Source organism: Sphingobacterium sp. N143, from assembly GCF_030325625.1.
Lineage (GTDB): Bacteria > Bacteroidota > Bacteroidia > Sphingobacteriales > Sphingobacteriaceae > Sphingobacterium.
On the sequence record NZ_JACAIS010000010.1, the window covers coordinates 233,719 to 254,879 of the forward strand.

The following is a 21,161-nucleotide window of genomic DNA, read 5'->3' on the forward strand; positions in this document are numbered from 1 at the left end:
TACAGAAATCAAATTAAATAATTAAAGGACATGAACAATTTAAAAATAATGGCATGCGTGCTGGCTTTGCTGCCAGCTGTATCTTTTGGGCAGGAAAGTGGCTTTCAGATCAGCGGTACTGCACCGAAGGTCTTCAATGGAAAAAAGGTATATCTGGATTATACAAAAGACGGTTTTCCGGCATCTGACTCTGTTGCTATTGCCGATGGCAAATTTAGCTTTACAGGGGCAGTGGAAGAACCAACCTATTCACGTATGGTCTTTGATCCGGATGGAAAAGGCAAAATGCTTGCCCAGAATATCGGTGATCGTCTCTATTTCTATCTGGGCAATGAGCATTATACCATTGGAATCAGGGATTCGCTGAGAACGGCTTCCATAAAAGGATCGCCATTGCACAATGCTTATGTTGCTTATCTGAATGAAATTGGAGGTGGCTTTATGGATATCATCGATGCGGGTAACAAAGCTTTTGCTGCGGTAGACAAAGATGCTCCGGATGCGGAGGCGCAATACAAAGCGATCCATGAAAAATTCGAAGCGAAATTTGAGGATCGCCGTGTCAAAGAGCTGGCTTTTGCAAAAAACAATCCGAATTCGATCTTTGCGGTAGATGCCTTGATCGATGCAGCCAACAAGCGTAAGCTCAGCGAGATCGAGCCTGTGTTTCGGAAGTTGTCCAAAGAGGTTCGTCAACTGAGCACTGCCCGTCAGTTGGAGGCACGCTTTCTTGCTGAGAAAAGTGTAAAAATTGGCAATAAGGCGCCTGATTTTTCTCAGCCTGATATCCGGGGGAAAATGGTTAAGGTGTCAGATTTTAAGGGACAATATGTGCTGATCGATTTTTGGGCGAGCTGGTGTAGCCCCTGCCGTGCCGAAAATCCGAATCTGCTGAAAGCGTACAACAAATATAAAAGCAAGGGGCTGGAAGTCCTGGCCGTATCGCTGGATGATACCAAGGGTAGGAGCGCTTGGTTAAAGGCCATCAAAGACGATGGTCTGCCCTGGATACATGTCGCCGACCTTAAAGGCTGGAGCAATGAGGCTGCCGTACTGTATGGCGTACGTGCGGTGCCGCAAAATTATCTTGTAGATCCGCAAGGGAATATTGTGGCTTTAAACTTAAGAGGTGAGACTCTGCATCAGGAGCTCGCACGGATCTTTGGAAACTGATGTAGATAATTGATGACAGCTATCGGTAGCGTAGGGTGAAACGCGCTAATGATTCGCTATTTGTTAATGGGGTGTCCTTCGTGATCGGGCACCCCATCGTTGTTCTCTCTTCCGTTGCTCATACTTTTCGGATCCTATTCATCTTGAGCGCCAGTTTCATGAGGGTATTATTTCTTCAGGATTTTCAGCATCTGCCCGGCATAGTTTTTTCCGAGCTGCCGGTATCCTGCAGGACTGAAGTGCAATCCATCACCAATTCCCCTACATCCCGCAGAGGAGATGATATGTGCAGTGGGTAAGGTACTGGGCAATGTTCGGATTATGCTGTTCATACTAGCACATTTGCCGCCTTCTTCAGCAGAGAGAAGTTCTCCAGCTAGGAGGGGAACGTTCTCCGCTCTTAAATTGAGGTCCTTCAATAGCTGCTGGTATACTTTTTTTACCTTCCGTGGCCAGTCGCTGTCCCCGGTATTAGATTCACCCTGATGGAGCAAAATTCCTTTGATCACGCCTTTCTGCTGCGCAATCCGAGCCAGTTCTACCAGCTTTTTGTAGGGATCGTTATCATAAGCGGCGAGCATGGACTTCATCCAGTGAGGAGCTCGCTGCACATAACGTTGGGTGCTATCCTGATCAAACAACTGGATATGGCAGCCTCCCACCGCAATATTGAGCACGCCGACTTCGATATCGGCAGGCAGGTTTTCGACCAGCGTCCTCCCAAAGTAGTCTGCCGGCGTAAGGCCCGTTTGGCACCGGGTGATCGGAGGCTGAGCTGGATACCATTCACCAGCACGGCGACCCGACTCTGGACAATCCACAGCCTGTAAGGCATAGAAACGTTCGACGGCCGAGGTATCTTGTGGTTCAAAACGGCCATGCCCTTCCATGTTGGACTGACCAAAACACAGGTAAATATGAAAATCTTTGTTTTGCGCCAGAGCAGCTATGCTCGATAGGCCGGCAATTAGCGTCAGGATCAGAGATTGTATCAGATGTTTATATTGCATAGTCATAATATACAAAGTATTTCGCGATAGGTGGAACCTACCGCGAAAAAAGTGTAAGGGATTTGGGGAAAAAGTTAAATATCAAATTGTCTGCTGCATATAGCATACAGCCTTAGTTCATCGCTAAAAATTTGAATTTGAACAACTGACAGGAGGTACCATAATAATCCCAGAGATGCAGGGCCGAATTGCCGTCCATCACGCAGCTGGGGATATCCCATCCGCAGGTGCCATCGACTTTGGACAGGATTTTATAGTAGCCATTAGCTACAGGTATCACCTGCCAGGCCTGGGCATCGTTGCCATAATTCTGCCAAAGACGGATTGCGGTACCCAAGGCGTTGCTGCCGCTTTCCAGGTCGATGCAACGGCCGGAGGCGCTGGCTTTGGACACAAACCGCCAGTAGCCATTGCCCGCATTGATGGCGACCCATTGCTGGGCTGTAGCGCCGTTTCTGGTCCATGGCCTGAGGACAGCGCCATTGGCGTCTTCACCGAATTTTAAATCCAGGACTTTGCTGGCGTCGGTCTGAAACTCGATCTCATAAATGCCATTGTTGACCAGTCCCGTGACGGTGCAGTTGGAAATGGGATAGTTGGACGCGGCGTATTGCTGAAACCACTGTTTGACAGGTGCCGCACAGGCCTCCCAGTCGTTGTTGTAGGCCGTACCTGCATTGGGGTCACCTTTATGGATCAGATTGTCAGGTGCGAGTACATTCCAGCTCACGTTGCCGGATTGATCTACGATATATTTGAGGTTTGCACCGAAACCATTGCCACCAGCCGTACCTGTGTTGCCGATACCGAAGGTGCCGTACCCCTGTGGAGCCCAGTCGGTCTCGGTAATGGCTATAGGCGCAATATCAGCAATTGGTTTGACATTGGTATTCCAGGCATTCTGGAAGGACTGATAGTTGTTGACCCCACCCCAGTAGCCGGGATAGATATGGACCGCGTAGCCGATATTGCCGCCCGTGATCGGATGGTTGACATAGCCTTGGTAATGTGACTGCCATCCGGTACCCGGAACCCAGCAGACGTTATTTGCACCATTGCTACGGATGATATTGACCAACGGCTGAAAGAAATTTTTGAGTGCCGCAAAATGCTCGTTGCCCGTCGTGCCCCAGACACCATTGGTACCCAGTATTTCTACCGGTTCGTTAGCCAGTTCGAACATCACATTGTCGGCATTTTTCAGCCCGGGATGTTGTGATAAAAAGGTCCATACGGTCTTAAGATAGCTGTGGTAAGCATCATTGACGGCGATGCGGTGTGGACATACACCGGGAGGCCTTAGGATAACGTACATACCCCGGCTGCGGGCGTGATTGATCAACGGAACAATGACCTGGTCGGTATAGGTAACCAGACGGTTGTAATTGAATCGTGATATGTCGTTTTCGGGAATCGGAGCCCCGGGATCATTGGTCCAGTAGGGGTCGATATGGAGACGGATATAGTTCAGGTACCAGCCGTCAGCGGCACTGCTAAGCTTGTCCATCACTGCTTTGTTGTAATTGAGTGCACCCTGTACATTGTAATTATCCCAGGTACAATAGCCCGAATTGGCTCCGTATTGACAGCCATTGAACCAAGGACTGGGGGTAATGGCAACACCGTGCAGGACAACATTGTTGCCGCAGGGGTCTTTGAGGTGCTTGCCGCCCACATGCAGCGTCGGTGTAGGTCGGGGCCAGGTAGTCACTGCCTGCGCGGATACATTCGCTTTAAGGCTTTTGCTGGACTCTTCGGGTAATATCTTCTCGTCCAGTTTCGAGCAACCCAAGATCAAACTGAGCAAGAACACCAGTAGTAAGGTTGTTTTGTTTGTTCTCATAATTTATCATTTAATTTAGTGAATGGATTATTTTTTGTTCATCAATGCTTCGGCCATTCCTTGATAAGCAGGCTTGCGGACAAATGCTTCGGTCCATAGGCCAATTGGTTCACCGCGCCGCCAGAACGAATTGTCCTGATCAGGGCTGTCCAGCGGACTCCAGATGGTGATTCCGTACTGTTGTTTTTTTGGAATGAGCTCCAAGTATTTTTCAACGACAAACTTATACAGCTCAGCTTGTTTCTGATACATTTCGGCCGTGGCATTGGCGGTCTTGATGCCGTTGCCGAGGCCAATATCCAGTTCCGAAACCTTGATCAGTTTGCCGGTGGCAGCCAATAGATTAAACATATGGATAATATTATCCTTGCTGGTGTTGATATCGATGTGCATCTGGGTGCCAATCCCATCGACTTTGGCGCCTTTACTTTCAATATAGTTAACATAGGCGATCAGGCCTTTACACTTGTCTCCACTACCTTCGAGTCCGTAATCGTTGATAAATAAGAGATCATCGGGATTTCCATACTTACGGGCCAGCTGAAAGGCTTTCACCGCATAATCCTTCCCCAGGTAATCCTGCCAGTAAAATTCATCGGCTGCTAACTCTGTTTTTCCGATACCCGTTTTTAAGGCATATTGATCGGGCCAGTCAGACATAGGTTCATTGACTACATCCCAAGCTTTAACGTACCCTTTGGTTTTTTCTAACATGCCTGCAATAAATGTGTCGAGGGCCTCGAGTAAAATAGCTTCTTTCTCGGCGGGTGTTTTTTCGATGATACGGTCTCCGGGGCTACCATATCCCTCACCGTCTGCGGATAGACCTCTGGTAGAATTGTTGCCCCATCCGGTCCATCCATCTGCATTGGTTTCAAAGTCACCGTTGGAAATAAGATTAACTGAACTTCCGGATTTTGTCAAGATCACTTTATCGATAAAAATAGTGCCGTCATATTGCCCAAAGTTGATAATGAATCGATTGCGTTCTGCGGTGGCTGTCACTTTGAGCTCATAGGCTTGGTAATGGGTTGTCAAGGCGAGTGTGCCCATGTTATTTCCTGTGTAATTACTGGAGGTCTGAAGGTCTATCCCGATATTTCCTGTCTTACTGCCACGGGCCATGATCTTAAGTATATATTCACTACCGACTTCGGTTGGTTTAATATCATATGCGGTCTGTGCTTCCCATGCATTCACTACCGAAGGGTTGCTCATCTTTAGTGCATGTCCGGCAAGGGCAGGCCCTCCGGGGCCGGGAATGACAATGGGTGCGATCAGCTTATTCAGGTAGGCAGCATTTTGTCCTGAATGCCAGCATAAGGTGTGGCCATAAATTGCCATATTGTTTTCCTTTGCGGCGGTAATCAACTGTTCGACACGTGCCAGGTTAAGCGTTCCATCTGCCGTCACAATAGCACTATGTTTCATTTCATAACCCATCACCATTTCGTCAAAATTACGGTTGGCGAGTCTGTACATTACCCCTTTGTTAAAATAGTCATTCATATTGAGTGCCACCCCGAGCTTAAACGCTGGATTTGCCTGTCGGTTCAAATAGCTTTTCAGTGGATGATAGGAATCGATATCCTCCTGCGCCAGCACTTGTGCAGGTTTCTCCACCATATATTCCAGGGGCTTGTACTTGGAACAGGAACTCCAGACGCTGCCGAATGAAAGCAGGATGGCAATCGTTTTATTCAATGGTTTCATCGTTGTTCTTTTTGGATACATACTACTTTTTGATTGGTGTAAACGTTTCCATTTTTACTCCTCTGTCGCGCATGACCAAGGTATCCCTGCTGGTGACGGTCATCTGGGGCATATTAATGGAATAAGATAAGTATAAGGCATCACGGTCGGCATTCCCCCAACTGTTCTTTTCTCCCCGCTTAACAAATCTGCCACTGCCGCTGGCGGTAATCCCCGAGCTTGCCGAGCTGATACTACAGTTGTTGTCATCGTCAAAGATCAACATCAGGTTGACGTTGAGGTCTACCTGATCTGTACCCTTAAAAGTCAATGGGAGAATCGATTTTTTGAGCGCTGCTGTACTGAGATTTTTTACTTCATCTTTTTCCACATAGGCTTGACGCCTAACAACGTTTTTTGTCAAGCTTCCATATCCTTCTTTGCCAGCGATCTGATCCGTACCGCGGCGCAGGTAATTGCCATGCCACGGATTGATATATTTGAGAGCATAAAAAATAAAATCCTTCGGTGTGACATCCCAGTCGGATGCAATTGCTCTATTGGGATTCGGCCAGGAAGTTCTACCGGAAAGGATGGAATCTGCATTGACGACCTTTGTCATCCTTAACGGCAAAACGTAATAAGTCTCGATAGATTTCGGGTCATCAAAAAATGCATCGGTCAGCTGAACCTCCACGCCACCCGTTAAGCTGCCTTTTGGAATGTTGATCTGATTGCTGCTAAGTTCATAATAGTGGCTGGGCAAAGCCGTGATCGCTGCTCCGTTTTTGTAGCTAAGGCCGCTTGTGAGGCTGTTGTCAACAACAAAGTCTATCCGTATGTCTTTTTCGTTGGCATATACGCCAGCTGTCGTTGCCATGACTTTGACTTTATGTTGATTGTCCAGGCTGTTGTCAAAGATATCTTCCCCCAGAGTGACTGTCCTGACAGGAGTCTGATAAGCGAAGTATACAGATTGAAATTCAAAGTCCGGGAACTCCCAGTCGTTATTTTTGCAGGACGCCAGACTTACCAAAGTCATCGCGTATAGTAGATTGATCTTTTTCATCGTCAAAAGTTTATTGTTAGTTCCATCCCATGTTTTGTGTCAGATTGCTATATTTCAGTACTTCGCTGTAAGGAATGGGACCATGGTACATAAAGGGTTCATAAAGTCTATTTTCCACGGGGATCTCGGTATAGGTATTATTGCTGATACTGACTCCTTTTGCAGCAACATTGATATCCATTTTCCATCGGCGCAGATCCCAAAACCGAAACCCTTCAAAACAAAGCTCCAGCCGACGCTCGTTTTGGATGAGCTGCCGCATCTGATCCTTGTTGTTTTTTACCTGTTCCAGATAGGGGTCACCATTGGTCGTTCCTACACCTGCACGTTTCCGGATTGCTTTAATGATGTCATAAGCTGAGAAAGTAAAGGTCCCCATACCTGTAGGTCCCCAGGCTTCATTGGCGGCTTCGGCATAAGCTAAATAGATTTCTGTCATTCGTATACGAGCTGTGAAATGCATTTGCTGGGTAGAGGACGAAGGGTTTAAGTTGACGTCCTGGCGTAGCAGCTTTTTCAGGTAATAGCCAGTCCGGGTCGATGTTTCGACCTTATTCAATCCGTCGTTGGTGGGGCTATTTGCTGAACTGTTGATGACCGTATTGCTGACGCCCGCTGTAGCGCCGTTGACAATAATATAAGCTTTGAGCCTCGGATCTCTTTTGTCATAAGGATTTGTTTTGTTGTATCCCGAATTTGCATCACTGATCGGGTAGCCATTTTCCATCGGAAAGGCATCGACCAGATTTTGAGTTGGATTGAGTCGCCCATTGCCGAATAATGTGGGTGGAAAATGGTCTTGTTCCATGCTATTGCCATTACCTTTGTCTGTGCGCCATAATATCTCTGCGGGGTTTGCACCTGAAGCCAGACCGTCCACCATATCTTTATTGTACCAGGTAAATCCCTTCGGATCGATACCGCCGGGTCCTCCCTTGGCCTGAATGACTTGTCCTGCATAGGTTGCAGCTTGTTCCCAGGTCGTTCCACTACCCTCACTATATGCTGGGCTTGCAGCGAGCAGTGCTGCTCTGGCGCGAATTGCCTGTGCGATGCGCTTGGTCATCCGCAGTTTAAAATTGGATCCGAATACTCGGTTGTAATCATCTTTATTGATGGTTCCTGCATATTTCGCCGGAACCTGACTATCGGCACTGATATCTTCGTAATCCATCGGCAGGAGTTCTTCAGCTTTCTTGATGTCTTCATATAACTGTTGCATGCATGCTTCGAATGGTGCTCTGCTATGGTTAAAGTCTGAATTAACGTTTTCGGGTTCAAGGAGAATCGGTACGCCAAGAATTTCGCCGTTAACGCTCTTACCGGCATGCGATTGCAGTAGGTAGAACATGAATAGGGCCCGGAGACCATAGGCTTCACCTTTCATCCGGTCATTAAACAGGGCACTGATCTTGGGATCCAGCGCCCATTCCACTTTGTCGCTTAAGGATAAAAAGTTGTTTAGATATTGCATGGCTGCATAGCTATTGCGCCATTGGTCAAAAGGATTGTTTATGCTTGTCCATTGTCCGGTTGCTGATTTAAGGAAACTATTGTTCTTATCGTTGCTCACTGCATTGTCTGTGGCGACATCATCGAAGCTATAGCCGGGAACGCGGTTGTAGCCGTTTAACAGCAATCCTTGTGCATACAGGGGACGGCTATCGGCCGTCTCAATTTCAAGGTTATTTTCAAGTGCAGGCTCGAACATATCTTCACAGGATGAAAACAGCAGGCTGCTCATGATGGCTATGGTTAATATCTTTTTCATTATTCTTGTCTTAAATATGCATGATTAAAATAGCGCCTTCAGTCCCAGGTTGAAGAATCGCGTCTGTGGTGCCTGTCCGACATTTAACAGCATGGTTTCTTTTTCCTTGGCTATGGTCAGTAGGTTAGCTCCGTTGGCATATATTCCCAGTTCGTGTATAAACTTGGAATGGAACATACGTTTGGGGAAGTCATAAGATAGCTGCACTTTCGACAGGTTGATGCGATCGGTCTTATACAGCCAGAAATCTGAACTGCGAAAATTATTGTCACTATTGAAAGTGGTGAGACGCGGATAAGTTGCGGTTTCCTTGGTTGACTCTGTCCAGCGATTACGTACCACGACCGAATATTTGTCCTCGCCGTCTACCCAAAAGTAGGAGCTGTTTTTGAGTGCTTTGGCACCAAATTGTCCCGTTGCTGCAGCAAACAGTGTGAAGTTGTTCCATTTGACTGTTAGATTGGCACCTAATGTAAGTGGAGCACCGGCAAATCCAGCTTTACCTAAATAAACTTCGTCGCGTGTATCAATGGTGCCGTCCCCATTCTGATCTTTATACTTGATATCACCAGGCTTGACTTCACCGAATGAGGAAAATGGAGAATTGTCAATATCGGTCTGGCTGCTATAAAAGCCTTCATGCTGTAATCCCCAGATGGCATCCAGCGGCTTGCCAGTTCTGTTTTGATAAGCATACTGATAGAGTTCGTCTCTTTTTGCTGCGTTTGTGGTATAGTACATTCCATTGAAGCCCAAGGACACATATGCCTGATTGATGTGTTTGTTCAGATTGATTCCAAAATCAACTCCTCGTCGCTCGTCATCGTTAAAATTCACATAAGGGAGATCCGAGTAAACCGGCCAATACGTCATAAAGTACATGGGGTATTGTGTTGAAGCCTGAACTAGGCCGCCACTCATCCGATTAAGAAAGTATGAGGTACTGAATGTAATCAGGTTGTTGAAGAGGCCCCCTTCAAGGTTGATGTTGAATTCCTTACGTTTTGGAAATTTCATGTTCGGATTGTCGCCTCTGCGCCGGTCGAAAGAGTGGACAAGCTGACCATCGTTCCAGCTATACCACGAGGCCTCGTTGTAGGTGTAATAGCCCTGATAGAGGTAATAGTCAGTAATGTCCAGATCGGTGTTTAATATACCTGCCGAAACGGAAAATCTTAGATCGTTGACCACTTTGCTGTCAGCCAGAAAATGTTCCTCTGACAGACGCCAGGCAAGTGCCAGGGTGGGAGATAGGGCTTGCCTATTGCCTTGCGGTAATTTTGCTGAATGACTGTAGGCGCTGCTGAAGTCAACATAATATTTACCAGAATAGTTGTAGCCTAACTGTAGTCCAAGATTGGCATTACTGGTCTTGTGGTAGTTACCGGACGTACCGATCTGGAATGCGTTGGCCAGCAGGATTGCTGAAAGATGGTGTTTGGCGTCGTAAGTACGCGTAAAGTTCAGGGAGCCATTGAGACCGATTGTCTGCCTGTAGTTGCTGCCGCTTATATTTTGTACCCCAGACATCCTATCGTCGCCATATTTCGTGAGGCCACTGATCAGATCTTTTCCATCATAGGTATTCCATGAAACCTGATATACTGCATAGTTGTTGTTATAGGACTGATTATAATTTGACTGATAATCCACGGCAAGATTGGTTTTGAAAACGAGACCTTCCAGGATATTTTTCAGGTCGAAATTCAGGCCTGTGTTAAATTGGAACTGCCGGTTGTGATAACGGGTGTTTCCGCCAGCGTATATATTTGCAAACGCATTGGTCTGGTCCAGCTGGCTGCCTCCTAATAAGTATTTACCGTCGATGACAAAATTACTGTTGTTGACGTATACCAATGAATTGCTGTCCCCCGCTTCGATCATGTCTATAGGAATAAGAGGAGAGAAGCGGTGTGGTCTGCCGGTTGCGGCCGCACCCCAATAGTCTGCGTTGACGCCCTTGGAGATGTAAAAGCTGGCTGCAGCATCTACATTCAGCGAAATAAGGTCATTGACTTTGACGTCGATATTACCCCGCATACTAAATCTGTTGGCGCCGCCATTTTTTTTTGCTTCTCCAAAATTGAGCAACGAACCTTCCGACCAAAGGCCAAAATTGGTATAGTATTGCGCACGTTGATTACCGCCGGATATTTCGGCGGTGGCATCGTAGCGATTATAGTGGTTTTTAATGTATTCGGACGCGTAATAATCGATGTTGGGATAACGGAAAGGGTTGATGCCGGCTGCATGCTGGTAGATGGTCTCGGCGTTATAAAGCGGGCTTAAACCATCATTTTGCCTAGCCTCGTTATATAAGGACATGTACTCTGCCGAACCAAGGTATTGGGGGTAGCTGATCGCTGCGTGCATACCGCCGTTGGCCCTGATTTTTATTTGCTGGCCGCCAGCTTTACCCCGTTTGGTGGTGATATTGACGACGCCTTTGGCGGCACGGCTGCCATAGAGAGCGATGGCGTTGACGCCTTTGAGCACCGTGATCTGGTCGATTTCGGTGGGCATAACGTTAGTGGCGTCGCGAGGGAAGCCATCTACCAAAACCAGGTAACCGCTCATACCCCAGATGTTGCCGTTGTACCCCAGAATAAAGGCGTCCAGATTTTCGAGGCTAAAGGTGCTGTAATTTTTGTCGAGCAGCTGGGGAATATCCATAACCTGCACATTGCCCATGAGGTCTTTTTTCGGTACTTTCCGGAACGCTACCTGCACGAGTGCAGTGCTGTCGCTGCCAATCGTGTCCTGCTGGCCGGAGGCCGATATTCGCGTGAATTGGCTCTTATATGGTTCAGCGTTCAGTTCAATGGATGCTGCTGCCCTCGTGTTGTGGGCTATCGTGCAGCTTAATCCAAGACATAGTGCTATTCTTAATTTTTTGTACTTCATTTTTTTAACAATTAAATGAAAAGCCTGTTACCAACCCGGGTTCTGATAGAACTCGGCATACATATTGACATCTCTGACTTTTAGAGGTAGCCAGTAGTGCTTACTTGTGAATTTGCGTTCAAGAAGCAACTCTTCTTTGAGGTTGACCACATGGTTTTGCGATGGGTCTGTGTTATTGAATACTCCTGCACGGTCAAATGAAACTGACTTTTTTAACGTATAAGGAGATTCGGTCAATAATAGCCAGCGCCGCAAGTCATTAAAGCGGTGGCCCTCAAAGGCTAGTTCGACAGCACGTTCTCTACGGAGCTCGGGCAGTAATGACTCTACGGAAGTTAAGAACTTGGTATGCACGTGTCCCACCCCGGCACGGTCACGAACAACATTGATGGCATCCACCGCTGTTTTACTGTAATTTTCGGCTTTGCCGGTGGCCGAATTAAAAGCGATCATCGCTGATTCGGCATACATCAGATATACGTCTGATAAACGCATGTACGGTACATAAATATGAAGGTTTGTACCATAATTGTAGGCTTGGTCATACTTATTGGCTGTTATCGGAACAAATTTGCGGAGCACATAGCCTGTCTGGCTGCCAGACTGGATGTTGCGATAGCTTCCGCCGGTGTACAGGTTAGCATAACGATTGGCCTCGTCAGTCGTATTTCCCTGTACAACTTTTACGCCATCGAAGATAATATCCTTGTAGAAGCGCGGATCCCGGTCCTTCCAGGGGTATTCGGCATTATAACCCGATTCGGCATCCGATCGCGTAATGTCTGTGATGGGCAAGCCGTTTTTCATACCGTAGTAGTCGACATAATTTGCCGTCGGGATAAACTTAATGGCATCTCCATCGGAAACTACCAAAGGAATGTATTGCTTGCTGGTCCCGTAGTTGGATACCCATGCGTCAATGTAAGGACCTCTGAATATGGCTTCAGTACTACCCGGCATGGCGAAATTCAGTCCCGTTGTGTAAAAGTTCAGGTGAATATTGGCCATGGGGACAAGAGCATATTTTGTTTGTCCGTTCTCAATCAGGGTCAGTAATTCGCCAAATGCTTCAGCAGCTTTCTTACAGTATTCCGTGTGATAGGTTTTGCTTCCTGTAGACTGAAAATTCATCAGCGGGCTTCCCGCCCATAGATAGTTCTTACCGAGGTAAGCCAAGGCCATGATTTTATTGATACGTAACTGGTTTTTACCCAGCGTACGCTTTCCTGCAGTCGTATTGTCCCAGTCGATCGGCAACAGATTAGCGGCCTCCCTGAAATCGGCAGCTGCGAGGTCGGCACAGGCATGGTAGCTCAGCCTAGGTAGCCTCAGTTTCTCTGTACTCGGAAGTACATAATTGATGTATGGCATACCGCCAAAGTATTCCATCAGACGGTGGTGAAACCAGCCGCGGAAAAATAGCAGCTGCCCTTTGATCAGATCCTTTTCTTCCTGGGTTGCCTCGGTGAGTTTGTCGAGGTTTTCCAAGCCTAGACTTATTTTTCTAAGCCCAAACCATGCTGCGCTCCAAAGGTCACGATAGGCGCGGTTGGCGAATACATCATCATTGTTTGTGGTAAAATCTCCCTGATCCATCCAGCCCGAGCCCCAACCATCAGATTCTCTTTGCCAGCCCCAGAAATTGCCTTCGTCTATTTTGTGTACAAAATGATAATTGCCGGCTGTTGAAGTCATCTCGTCTTCGCCCCAGTTCCAGGAATTTGTCCAGTAATTGTTGCTGAAGTTGACAACACAACTGTATAGTTCTTCTGTATAACCTTGAAAGTTGACAAAGTTTTTAAATGCTTCTTTGGGTGATACATTGGACTGTTCTTCCTTGTCCAGATATTTTTTACAGGAGAGCAGAGAAGTAGAAGACCAAATGGCACCCGCTATAAAGATTACCTTGAAATATTTTTTCATAATAATTTGATTAAAAAGTAATATTAGCGCCTAGATTAAAGCGTTTTACAGTAGGATAGGCTCCTTGTGACGCCCAACCCGTACCAGCATAGTTGGACTCACGGTCATCAGGCATCTTGGACCAAAACAATAAATTGTTGCCGTTTAGAAACACACGCAGATGCTGCAGGCCCAGCCGTTTGACCAGGCTCGATGTATGATTAAAGGTGTAGGCTATTTCGGCTGTTTTCAGCCGGATGTAGGAACCGTCAAACATATACCTGTTGCCGGGCGTGTAACTGCTTGCCTGGGATAACCATCTTGGCAGGGGCACATCGGCATTGACATTGTCCTTTGACCAGTATGAGCCTTCGTCATAGGCCAGATTAAGCTGGCCCGAAAAGCTGTTGAACACCACCTGACGCGTGACATTGTTGACTGCGTACCATTGCGTCATCACACTGAAATTCTTCCAGTCGAAACCTAAGGTGCAGTTGTATGTGTTTTGGGGGACAGATGGGAAGGCATAGGGAATGTTGTCCTTCGTGTCAATAATGCCATCGGCATTGTAATCGAGTATATGGTAGTTGCCCGGTAATTTAGCTAGATCATTGCTTTCATGCGGCGTACTCGAATATAGCTCATCCCAGGTGTTGTAATAACCGGAACCAACATACGAGTAGGTTTGGTTGACCTGCTTATTGTCCGGTTTTTGATATTCAGGAAGCAGTTCAGCTGCATCTGCGAATATCACGCGATCTTTGGCGTGGGTGATATTGACGTCTGCCCATATTCTTAAATCCCGGTTGAGCTGTTTGTTGAATTTTAGTTCCACTTCGTAGCCTTTGTTGATCACCTCTCCATCGTTGACCGTAGGAGCGCTAACGCCGAAATAGGATGGGACAGAACGGCCAGAACCTGTAATGAGCACATTAGTCCTGTGGTCTCTGAAGAAGTCGACTTTTCCGGAGATCTGGTCATTGAATAGGCCAAAGTCCACACCAAAATTGAGTTTATTGACTTTTTCCCAGTGAATATCCGGGTTTCCAATCGCACTCTCTTTGTACCAGGTATAGGGGCTGGTGTTGCCGTCGGAGTAAGAGAAGCGACCGTCAACACCCAGACCAGCAGTACCGCCATAAGCCCACTGTGTTAAATACAGAAATCTCCCGCCGCCGCTGTCGTCTCCAATATCTCCGTACGATGCCCGTAGCTTTAACATATTCAAAAACGATAAGGGTTTCATAAACTCTTCTCCGGTTACTAACCAGCCGATACCTCCTGAATTAAAAAAGGCAAATCTGTTTTCTGGTGCAAACTTCTCCGAGCCGGTGTAAGCCCCACTGTAATCGAGCATATACTTATTCTTGTAGTTATACGTTGTCCGGAATACCCAGTCTTCCCGGTAGGAAGGTATACTGCTACCGGTTCCATATTGGTTGCGATTAACTAAGCCCATTGCCGTGATATTGTGGTTTTGTGCAATGGTCGTGGCGTAATTTAATTGTAGCTGATAGAAAAGTCTTCTATAGGTAGCCCCATCTCTGACTTGACCCGCACCAGTTGTCCAGTTGATACCTTCCACGAAGTCAAATCTGTTGGTGCCGTCGAATGCGGTCTGGTAGGTAGGTAATCCGGTATTGGGATCTATCCACTTGCTCTGGGTGTTGTTGTTGGCGTCGTTTATACCGCGCCCACCTTCGACAAAAGTGTTGTCCAGAGAGATTGTAGCGCGGGCGTCAAGGCCTTTAGCCAAAAATTTCAGGTCCTGCTCGAGGGTAAAATCGGTTGTAATACGGCTGGTCGTGATATACTCTGTACCACTGATGGCCAGCACGCGTGCGGAGTTAATTCCGGCTTGGGTATTCAGCGCGTAGTATCCCCAGGTGCCATCTGAATAACGGGGATAAATTACATCTGGTGCAACGGTATAGGCTGCGATCCAATAGGAATAGTCATTGCCGCCGCCCCATGGACTCTTCCTGACGCCGCGTGATCCCGCCAGGTTGGTCGAAAACTTGGTAGTCGGTGTCAGCTGAAAATCGAGATTAGACCGGACATTGAGGCGATTGAATCCATATCCGGCTTTATAGCCTCTGGCATTTTCGAATTGACGGAACATATCACCTTCGTACAGGTAATCTGCATTGGCAAAATATTTGACGAAAGGAGTACCGCCCGCAATATTGACGCTGCTATTCTGTGAAAATGCATGACTTCGGAACAGTTCTTTGCCCCAGTCGGTATTCACGTAGCGTTCGCGCTCGGTCTGGTCGGCTGGATAGCGATATTTATTGATGATGTCCTGAGGGAGATAATTGGCCCAGCTGGACGGGGAGATCCCTAGTTCGTATTCGATGACTTTATTTCGGAGCATCAAGGCGTCGTAGGAGTCCATTTTGCCCGGAAGCTGGGAAACAGTCTTGATAACGTTATTGACGGTACCCCGTATTTGCATCTGTCCCTCTTTGCCGCGCTTGGTGGTGATGAGGATGACACCATTGGCTCCCCTAACGCCATAGACTGCGGTAGCTGATGCGTCTTTGAGTACAGAAACCGTTTCGATGGAGCTAATATCGACGGCAGATAATGGCCGTTCAACCCCATCGACCATCACCAGTGGGTCTGTATTGTTCCATGTGCTCCGGCCGCGGATTACGATGCGTGGGTCTTCTTCGCCCGGCATACCTGTACTGGCCGTAGTGATGACTCCCGGGACATTGCCGGTCAGCGCCGCGCCCACGCTGGAGACGCCGCCAGAGCGTTCGAGAATCCTGCCGGAAGTCTGGGCAATGGCACCGACAACGGTTTCTTTTTTCTGGCGGCCATAGCCTACAACAATTGTTTCTTCTATTTCGATAGACTTGTCTGTAAGCTGTATGTCAACTGTAGTTTTATTGGCAACATCTACCTCTACTTGCCCATAGCCGATTTTGGAAACGGTCAACAGATGTTTGTCTGCAGGCAGCAGTAATGTAAACATGCCGGCGTCGTCACTTGCAGTGGCCACGGATGTACCCTTTACTTTAATCGAAGCACCGCCTATCGGCGTTTGGTTGCCATCGACTATCTTTCCCCGAATCTGCCGCTGGACCTGAGCCTGTAGTGTCAATTGTCCGGGGAGGATAAAAAACAATAGTAAAGTCAATGGTCTAGCTATTCCCCATAGCTTTTTCCAATACCTTACCAATGTGATCATAGATGTAATCATCATAGCATTTGTGGATTGATAAATAGGTTTAAAAAATTCGTTGGTTAACTTGTTTGTCTTGTGGCAGTCGTGATGCACTTGTGTACTGTCAGGGAATCTGTGCATAAAATGCGGCCGAACTAAGGATCATCCAGTGCTGTAGTCATCGTGTTTAAATAATTGGTTAAGTAGCTGGTCTGAAATGTATAGCAACCGGTTGCATTGCTAGTGAATACATAGTTTCCAATCGGAGATACCTTTCAAAACAGTTTATAATTGTTGATCAAAACTAGTTATTGTAAAATTTTGGTGATAGTAAGAATGTTTAAATGAAGGATAAGAATGTCAAAAATGACCATTCAGAAGCTATTATTGAGTGCAGCTACTGGTATGAACGGGATTATTTTGATAAATTAGCAGGTAGTTCACAATGCTATTTTATTGGCGCAGACTTATACCTAAATATATGACACGGACTTTATTGCTCATAGCCTGGACGATGCTGACCTTAATTGTTTATGGGCAAAATCTGCCCGTGACTTTTCAACGCTATTATTCGAAAGATGGGCTCTCATCCAATACAATCTATAGCATCTACAGGGACAGTTACGGATTCTTATGGTTAGGTACGGAAGATGGGCTCAATCGGTTTGATGGCCGCCGATATCATGTATACCGTTATAATGCGGACAATGCAAATGGTTTGATGGCGAACCATATCACCGCCCTCTGTGAAGATAAGAAGGGGCGGATCTGGATCGGTACCAATGGCGGCGGGCTGAGCTATTATGACCGGCAGACCGATCGCATTCGCGCCTACAGCATGACCCCAGATGAAAAATGGCTCAGCAGCGCGATCAATGCGATCGATCAGGACGCGGCAGGAAATATATGGGTCGCTTCCTATGGTGCGCTGTCGATCTTGGACGTCAACAGCCTGCAGAAGGCAGTTGAGCCAAAATATAAACGCATTCTCGAGACCTTTGCCGATAAGGTCAGCAGCTGTGTCTTCCGCGATCGCCAAAACAATATGTGGGTATCGTCGGAAAATGCTGTATTTCGTATCTCAGCTGATCTAAAGACAATAAGACGTTTTGAGGTGCTGTCTCAACGGGAGGGATATGGGAACGGTGTTGAAGTGACCTCCATCGTCGAAGATGACAGAGGGCGTATATGGATCGGCTCGATGCTCGGACTCAAATATCTGGATCCTGGACAGTCGCAATTTACTCAGTTTGCATCACAGCCGGGAATGGGCAAGTTGAGTAGCCCAAGAATCTACGCGCTGCGCCACAATGGCCGGCAGGCGATCTGGATCGGCACCGACAATGGTCTTGATGTGCTTAATACCGATGATTTTACCATCCGGACCTTTAGGCCTGATCCCAGTGATATCCATAGCCTGTCACATAAATCTATACGATCTATCTTTTTGGATGATAGTGGAATTTATTGGGTGGGCACTTTTCAGGGAGGTTTGAATAAGTACGACACCAACTTGAGCCAATTTCGCCTGAAAAGCTTGAATTTTTTGGAAGGCAAGACAGGTGACCCCGCAATGATCACTTCATTTGCCGACTATCAACAGAGCATTTTCCTCGGGGTCGATGGCGGTGGGGTCTGGAAATATAACCGTACAAGCGATGTGCTGTCCCCTTTTAATTTAGGTCCGGGGCTTCCTCCAGACCTAACGGTGCTGACCCTCGAGAGACAGCAGGATCAATTGTGGGTCGGGACCTACCAACATGGTGTGCTCTCTTATGACCTGCCCAGTGGGAAGCGAAAGCATTATCTGGCGGGCACTGGGCGGGACAACTTAAATAACAACGATATTTTTTGCCTCAAAAGCGATTATCAGGGAAATATATGGGTGGGAACCAACGGCGGCGGTATCAATGTGATCGAAAAAGGAGGTGCTACCGTAAAAAAATATACGCGCGATATCCATAGGGATCAGGGGATACAGCTGCCGGGAAATTTCATCCGCGCACTGGAAGAGGACAGTGACCACAATATGTGGATCGGTACCTACGGCTCAGGGCTTGTTAGGTATAACCCTACAACCCGCAGCAGCACGGTCTATGACAAAGCCAACCATCAGTTGCCCAGCAACTATGTGCTGGCGGTATATAGCGATAAAAAAGGAAATGTCTGGGTGGGAACAAACGGCAATGGTGTCGGCATGCTCGAAAAAGGAAAAACGCAGTTTATATCGCTTTCTGAAAAACATGGTCTGGCCAATGGCGCGATACAGAGTATCATTGAAGATGATAAAGGCAGGATATGGTTTGCGACTAATAAGGGGCTGAGCTGCTATTTTCCGGAGAAGAAGCTATTCAAAAACTATTCGAATGCTGTGGGCTTGCAGGAAGGAGCTTTTATGCTCGGTGCATCGTTGAAGACATCCGACGGTGAGATGTACTTTGGTGGACAAAAGGGATTCAACCATTTTTTTCCGGCCAACCTGAAGACCAACGTGAATCCAGCCCGCGTCGTGCTGACGGAACTGAAAATTGACAATACCATCGTGCAACCCTCGGATCGGGGAGCCATACAGCAGTCTTTGCTGACCGCGGAGCGTATCGCACTGAAGTACAAACAGAATTTTTCCATTTCTTTTGCTGCACTTAATCTCACCGTGCCCGAGGACAATCAATATGAGTACAGGCTTGTGGGCTTTGATAAAAATTGGATCCGTAACGGCCGTGAAAATAATGCCTATTATACTAATCTGGATCCGGGAGACTACATCTTTCAGGTCCGGGCGAGCAACAACGATGGAATTTGGAATACGGAAATCAAATCTATTGGCATCCATGTCGCTCCGCCTTTCTGGCGTACAGTATACGCCTATATCTTGTATGTGGTAGTTGTGGCAGCTGTGCTGCTGCTGATCCGGCGTCGTGGTATTCAGCGGTTGAAACAAAAATTTGCCCTTGAGCAAGAACGGATGCAGGCCCGACAGCTCATCGAGCAGCAGAAAAGAGATGCCGAAGCCAAACATCAGCTCGACGCCATGAAAATCAGGTTTTTAACAAACCTAAGTCACGAATTTAGGACGCCAATTTCGCTGATTATGGGACCTATTGATGCACTGCTAGCGAAAAATAAGGATAGCAATCTGGGAGAACAGCTCAGCTTAATCAGCCGGAATGCACGGCGTCTATTAAATCTGGTCAACCAGCTGCTGGACTTCAGAAAGATGGAATACCATGAATTAAAACTGCAGGAAGAGGACGGTGAACTGGTTTCTTTTGTACAGGAGGTTTACCGGTCTTTTTACGATATGGCCCTACAAAAAGGAATAGATTACTCATTTTTCCCTTGTCAGGATAAAATCTACTGCCGTTTTGACCGCAATAAAATCGAGCGCATTCTGTTCAATCTGATATACAATGCGTTTAAGTTTACCAAAAGAGAGGGCGATATCGCTGTTCGTATTTCATCCGTCACGGTGGCAGACCAAAAGCTGCACGTTCATATCGAGGTTCAGGATACGGGTATTGGTATTCCCGAGCATATGCAAAAATGTATATTTGAAAGCTTTTTCCAGTATGATAGTGACGGGAAAGTGGCTAGCCAAGGCTCAGGCATCGGATTGTCGATAGCACAGTCATTTGTGCAGATGTATAAAGGAAAAATCTCTGTCAATAGCGAGCCCGATAAGGGCAGTGTGTTTGCTTTTGACCTTTGGCTGGATAAGACGGAGGCTGACCTGAATAGTATACCTGAGCCCGACATGAAGCTTCTGCCGGAAGTCGTGGACGTTAGACAAAGTCCGGTTGTGCTTATTATCGAGGACGACGAGGATTTTCGGTATTATCTCAAAGAATCTTTGAAAGGGTATTATCAGGTGATCGAAGCTACAAACGGAAAAGACGGCTGGCAAAAAGCACTTTTTCATCATCCCGATCTGGTCGTCAGCGACGTGCAGATGCCCTATCTCAATGGGATGGAATTTGCCCAAAAGTTAGCGCAGGATAAGCGCACCAAACATATTCCGGTGGTTCTGCTGACAGCTTCGCAGGCCGACAATGGCGAGGTGTGCGGACTTGAGTCGGGAGCGGTAGGATACCTGACAAAGCCATTCGATATGGAAGTGCTGATCGCCAAGATCAACAGTCTGCTGCATCTGAATCGGGCGTTTAGGGAAGTATACAGCAAGCAGGTATCCATCATTCCTCCAGAAATGCCCATCGTATCCGAAAAGGACAAATTTTTACAGAAGGTACTTACTTACGTCCACGATAATATCGACAATCCGCAATTGTCGGTAGAGGCTTTGAGTGCCCATATTTCAATGAGCAGGGCCTCGTTGTACAATAAGCTACTGGAATGTACCGGAATGTCGCCTGTAGACTTTATCCGCTCAGTAAAACTGGAAAAAGCCGCGAGCTTATTGGAGAAAAGCGATAAGTCCATATCTGAAGTAGCCTACGAAACGGGATTTGCAAATCCGAATTATTTTACGAAAGTGTTCAAAGCAAAATACCATATGACACCAAGTGAGTATATTCAGTCGCAAAAAAGTGTATTTTAAACATTTTTACCCTTCTTTTTTTTATTTGTTGCAATCCTATAGGGTTGAAAATGATAGTTTTGTCCTA

The 21,161-nt window shown here is 46.9% G+C and carries 10 protein-coding genes; 2 read left to right on the forward strand and 8 right to left on the reverse strand.

Going from position 1 to position 21,161, the window contains the following annotated elements:
- The first annotated feature begins 30 nt into the window (after positions 1 to 30).
- Positions 31 to 1,173 (forward strand): TlpA disulfide reductase family protein, encoded by a 1,143-nt coding sequence (locus HX021_RS18805; protein WP_286592097.1) that lies wholly within the window; start codon positions 31 to 33, stop codon positions 1,171 to 1,173.
- Positions 1,174 to 1,340: 167 nt separating this feature from the next.
- Here the strand turns inward: HX021_RS18805 and HX021_RS18810 are convergent, their stop codons facing one another.
- From HX021_RS18810 to HX021_RS18845, 8 genes are all read right to left on the reverse strand, one after another.
- Complete coding sequence (locus tag HX021_RS18810) at positions 1,341 to 2,183, reverse strand: sialate O-acetylesterase (protein WP_286592098.1); 843 nt, start codon at positions 2,181 to 2,183, stop codon at positions 1,341 to 1,343.
- A 112-nt stretch (positions 2,184 to 2,295) separates the two neighbouring features.
- Positions 2,296 to 4,026 (reverse strand): RICIN domain-containing protein, encoded by a 1,731-nt coding sequence (locus HX021_RS18815; RefSeq protein ID WP_286592099.1) that lies wholly within the window; start codon positions 4,024 to 4,026, stop codon positions 2,296 to 2,298.
- 27 nt (positions 4,027 to 4,053) lie between these two features.
- On the reverse strand, positions 4,054 to 5,739 hold the full coding sequence (locus tag HX021_RS18820; protein WP_286592100.1) for an endo-1,4-beta-xylanase: 1,686 nt from the start codon (positions 5,737 to 5,739) through the stop codon (positions 4,054 to 4,056).
- Between the two features lie 22 nt (positions 5,740 to 5,761).
- Complete coding sequence (locus tag HX021_RS18825) at positions 5,762 to 6,787, reverse strand: DUF5627 domain-containing protein (RefSeq protein WP_286592101.1); 1,026 nt, start codon at positions 6,785 to 6,787, stop codon at positions 5,762 to 5,764.
- Between the two features lie 16 nt (positions 6,788 to 6,803).
- On the reverse strand, positions 6,804 to 8,558 hold the full coding sequence (locus HX021_RS18830) for a RagB/SusD family nutrient uptake outer membrane protein (protein ID WP_028068678.1): 1,755 nt from the start codon (positions 8,556 to 8,558) through the stop codon (positions 6,804 to 6,806).
- Positions 8,559 to 8,582: 24 nt separating this feature from the next.
- Positions 8,583 to 11,462 (reverse strand): SusC/RagA family TonB-linked outer membrane protein, encoded by a 2,880-nt coding sequence (locus tag HX021_RS18835; protein WP_286592103.1) that lies wholly within the window; start codon positions 11,460 to 11,462, stop codon positions 8,583 to 8,585.
- 27 nt (positions 11,463 to 11,489) lie between these two features.
- The gene (locus HX021_RS18840; RefSeq protein WP_286592104.1) at positions 11,490 to 13,385 is read right to left on the reverse strand and encodes a RagB/SusD family nutrient uptake outer membrane protein; all 1,896 of its coding nucleotides are present in this window, start codon (positions 13,383 to 13,385) and stop codon (positions 11,490 to 11,492) included.
- A gap of 10 nt (positions 13,386 to 13,395) precedes the next feature.
- Positions 13,396 to 16,578, reverse strand: coding sequence for a SusC/RagA family TonB-linked outer membrane protein (locus HX021_RS18845; RefSeq protein WP_286592105.1), 3,183 nt, complete (start codon positions 16,576 to 16,578; stop codon positions 13,396 to 13,398).
- A gap of 442 nt (positions 16,579 to 17,020) precedes the next feature.
- Here HX021_RS18845 and HX021_RS18850 point away from each other — a divergent pair, with 442 nt between their 5' ends.
- Complete coding sequence (locus tag HX021_RS18850; protein ID WP_286592107.1) at positions 17,021 to 21,094, forward strand: hybrid sensor histidine kinase/response regulator transcription factor; 4,074 nt, start codon at positions 17,021 to 17,023, stop codon at positions 21,092 to 21,094.
- Positions 21,095 to 21,161: the final 67 nt, after the last annotated feature.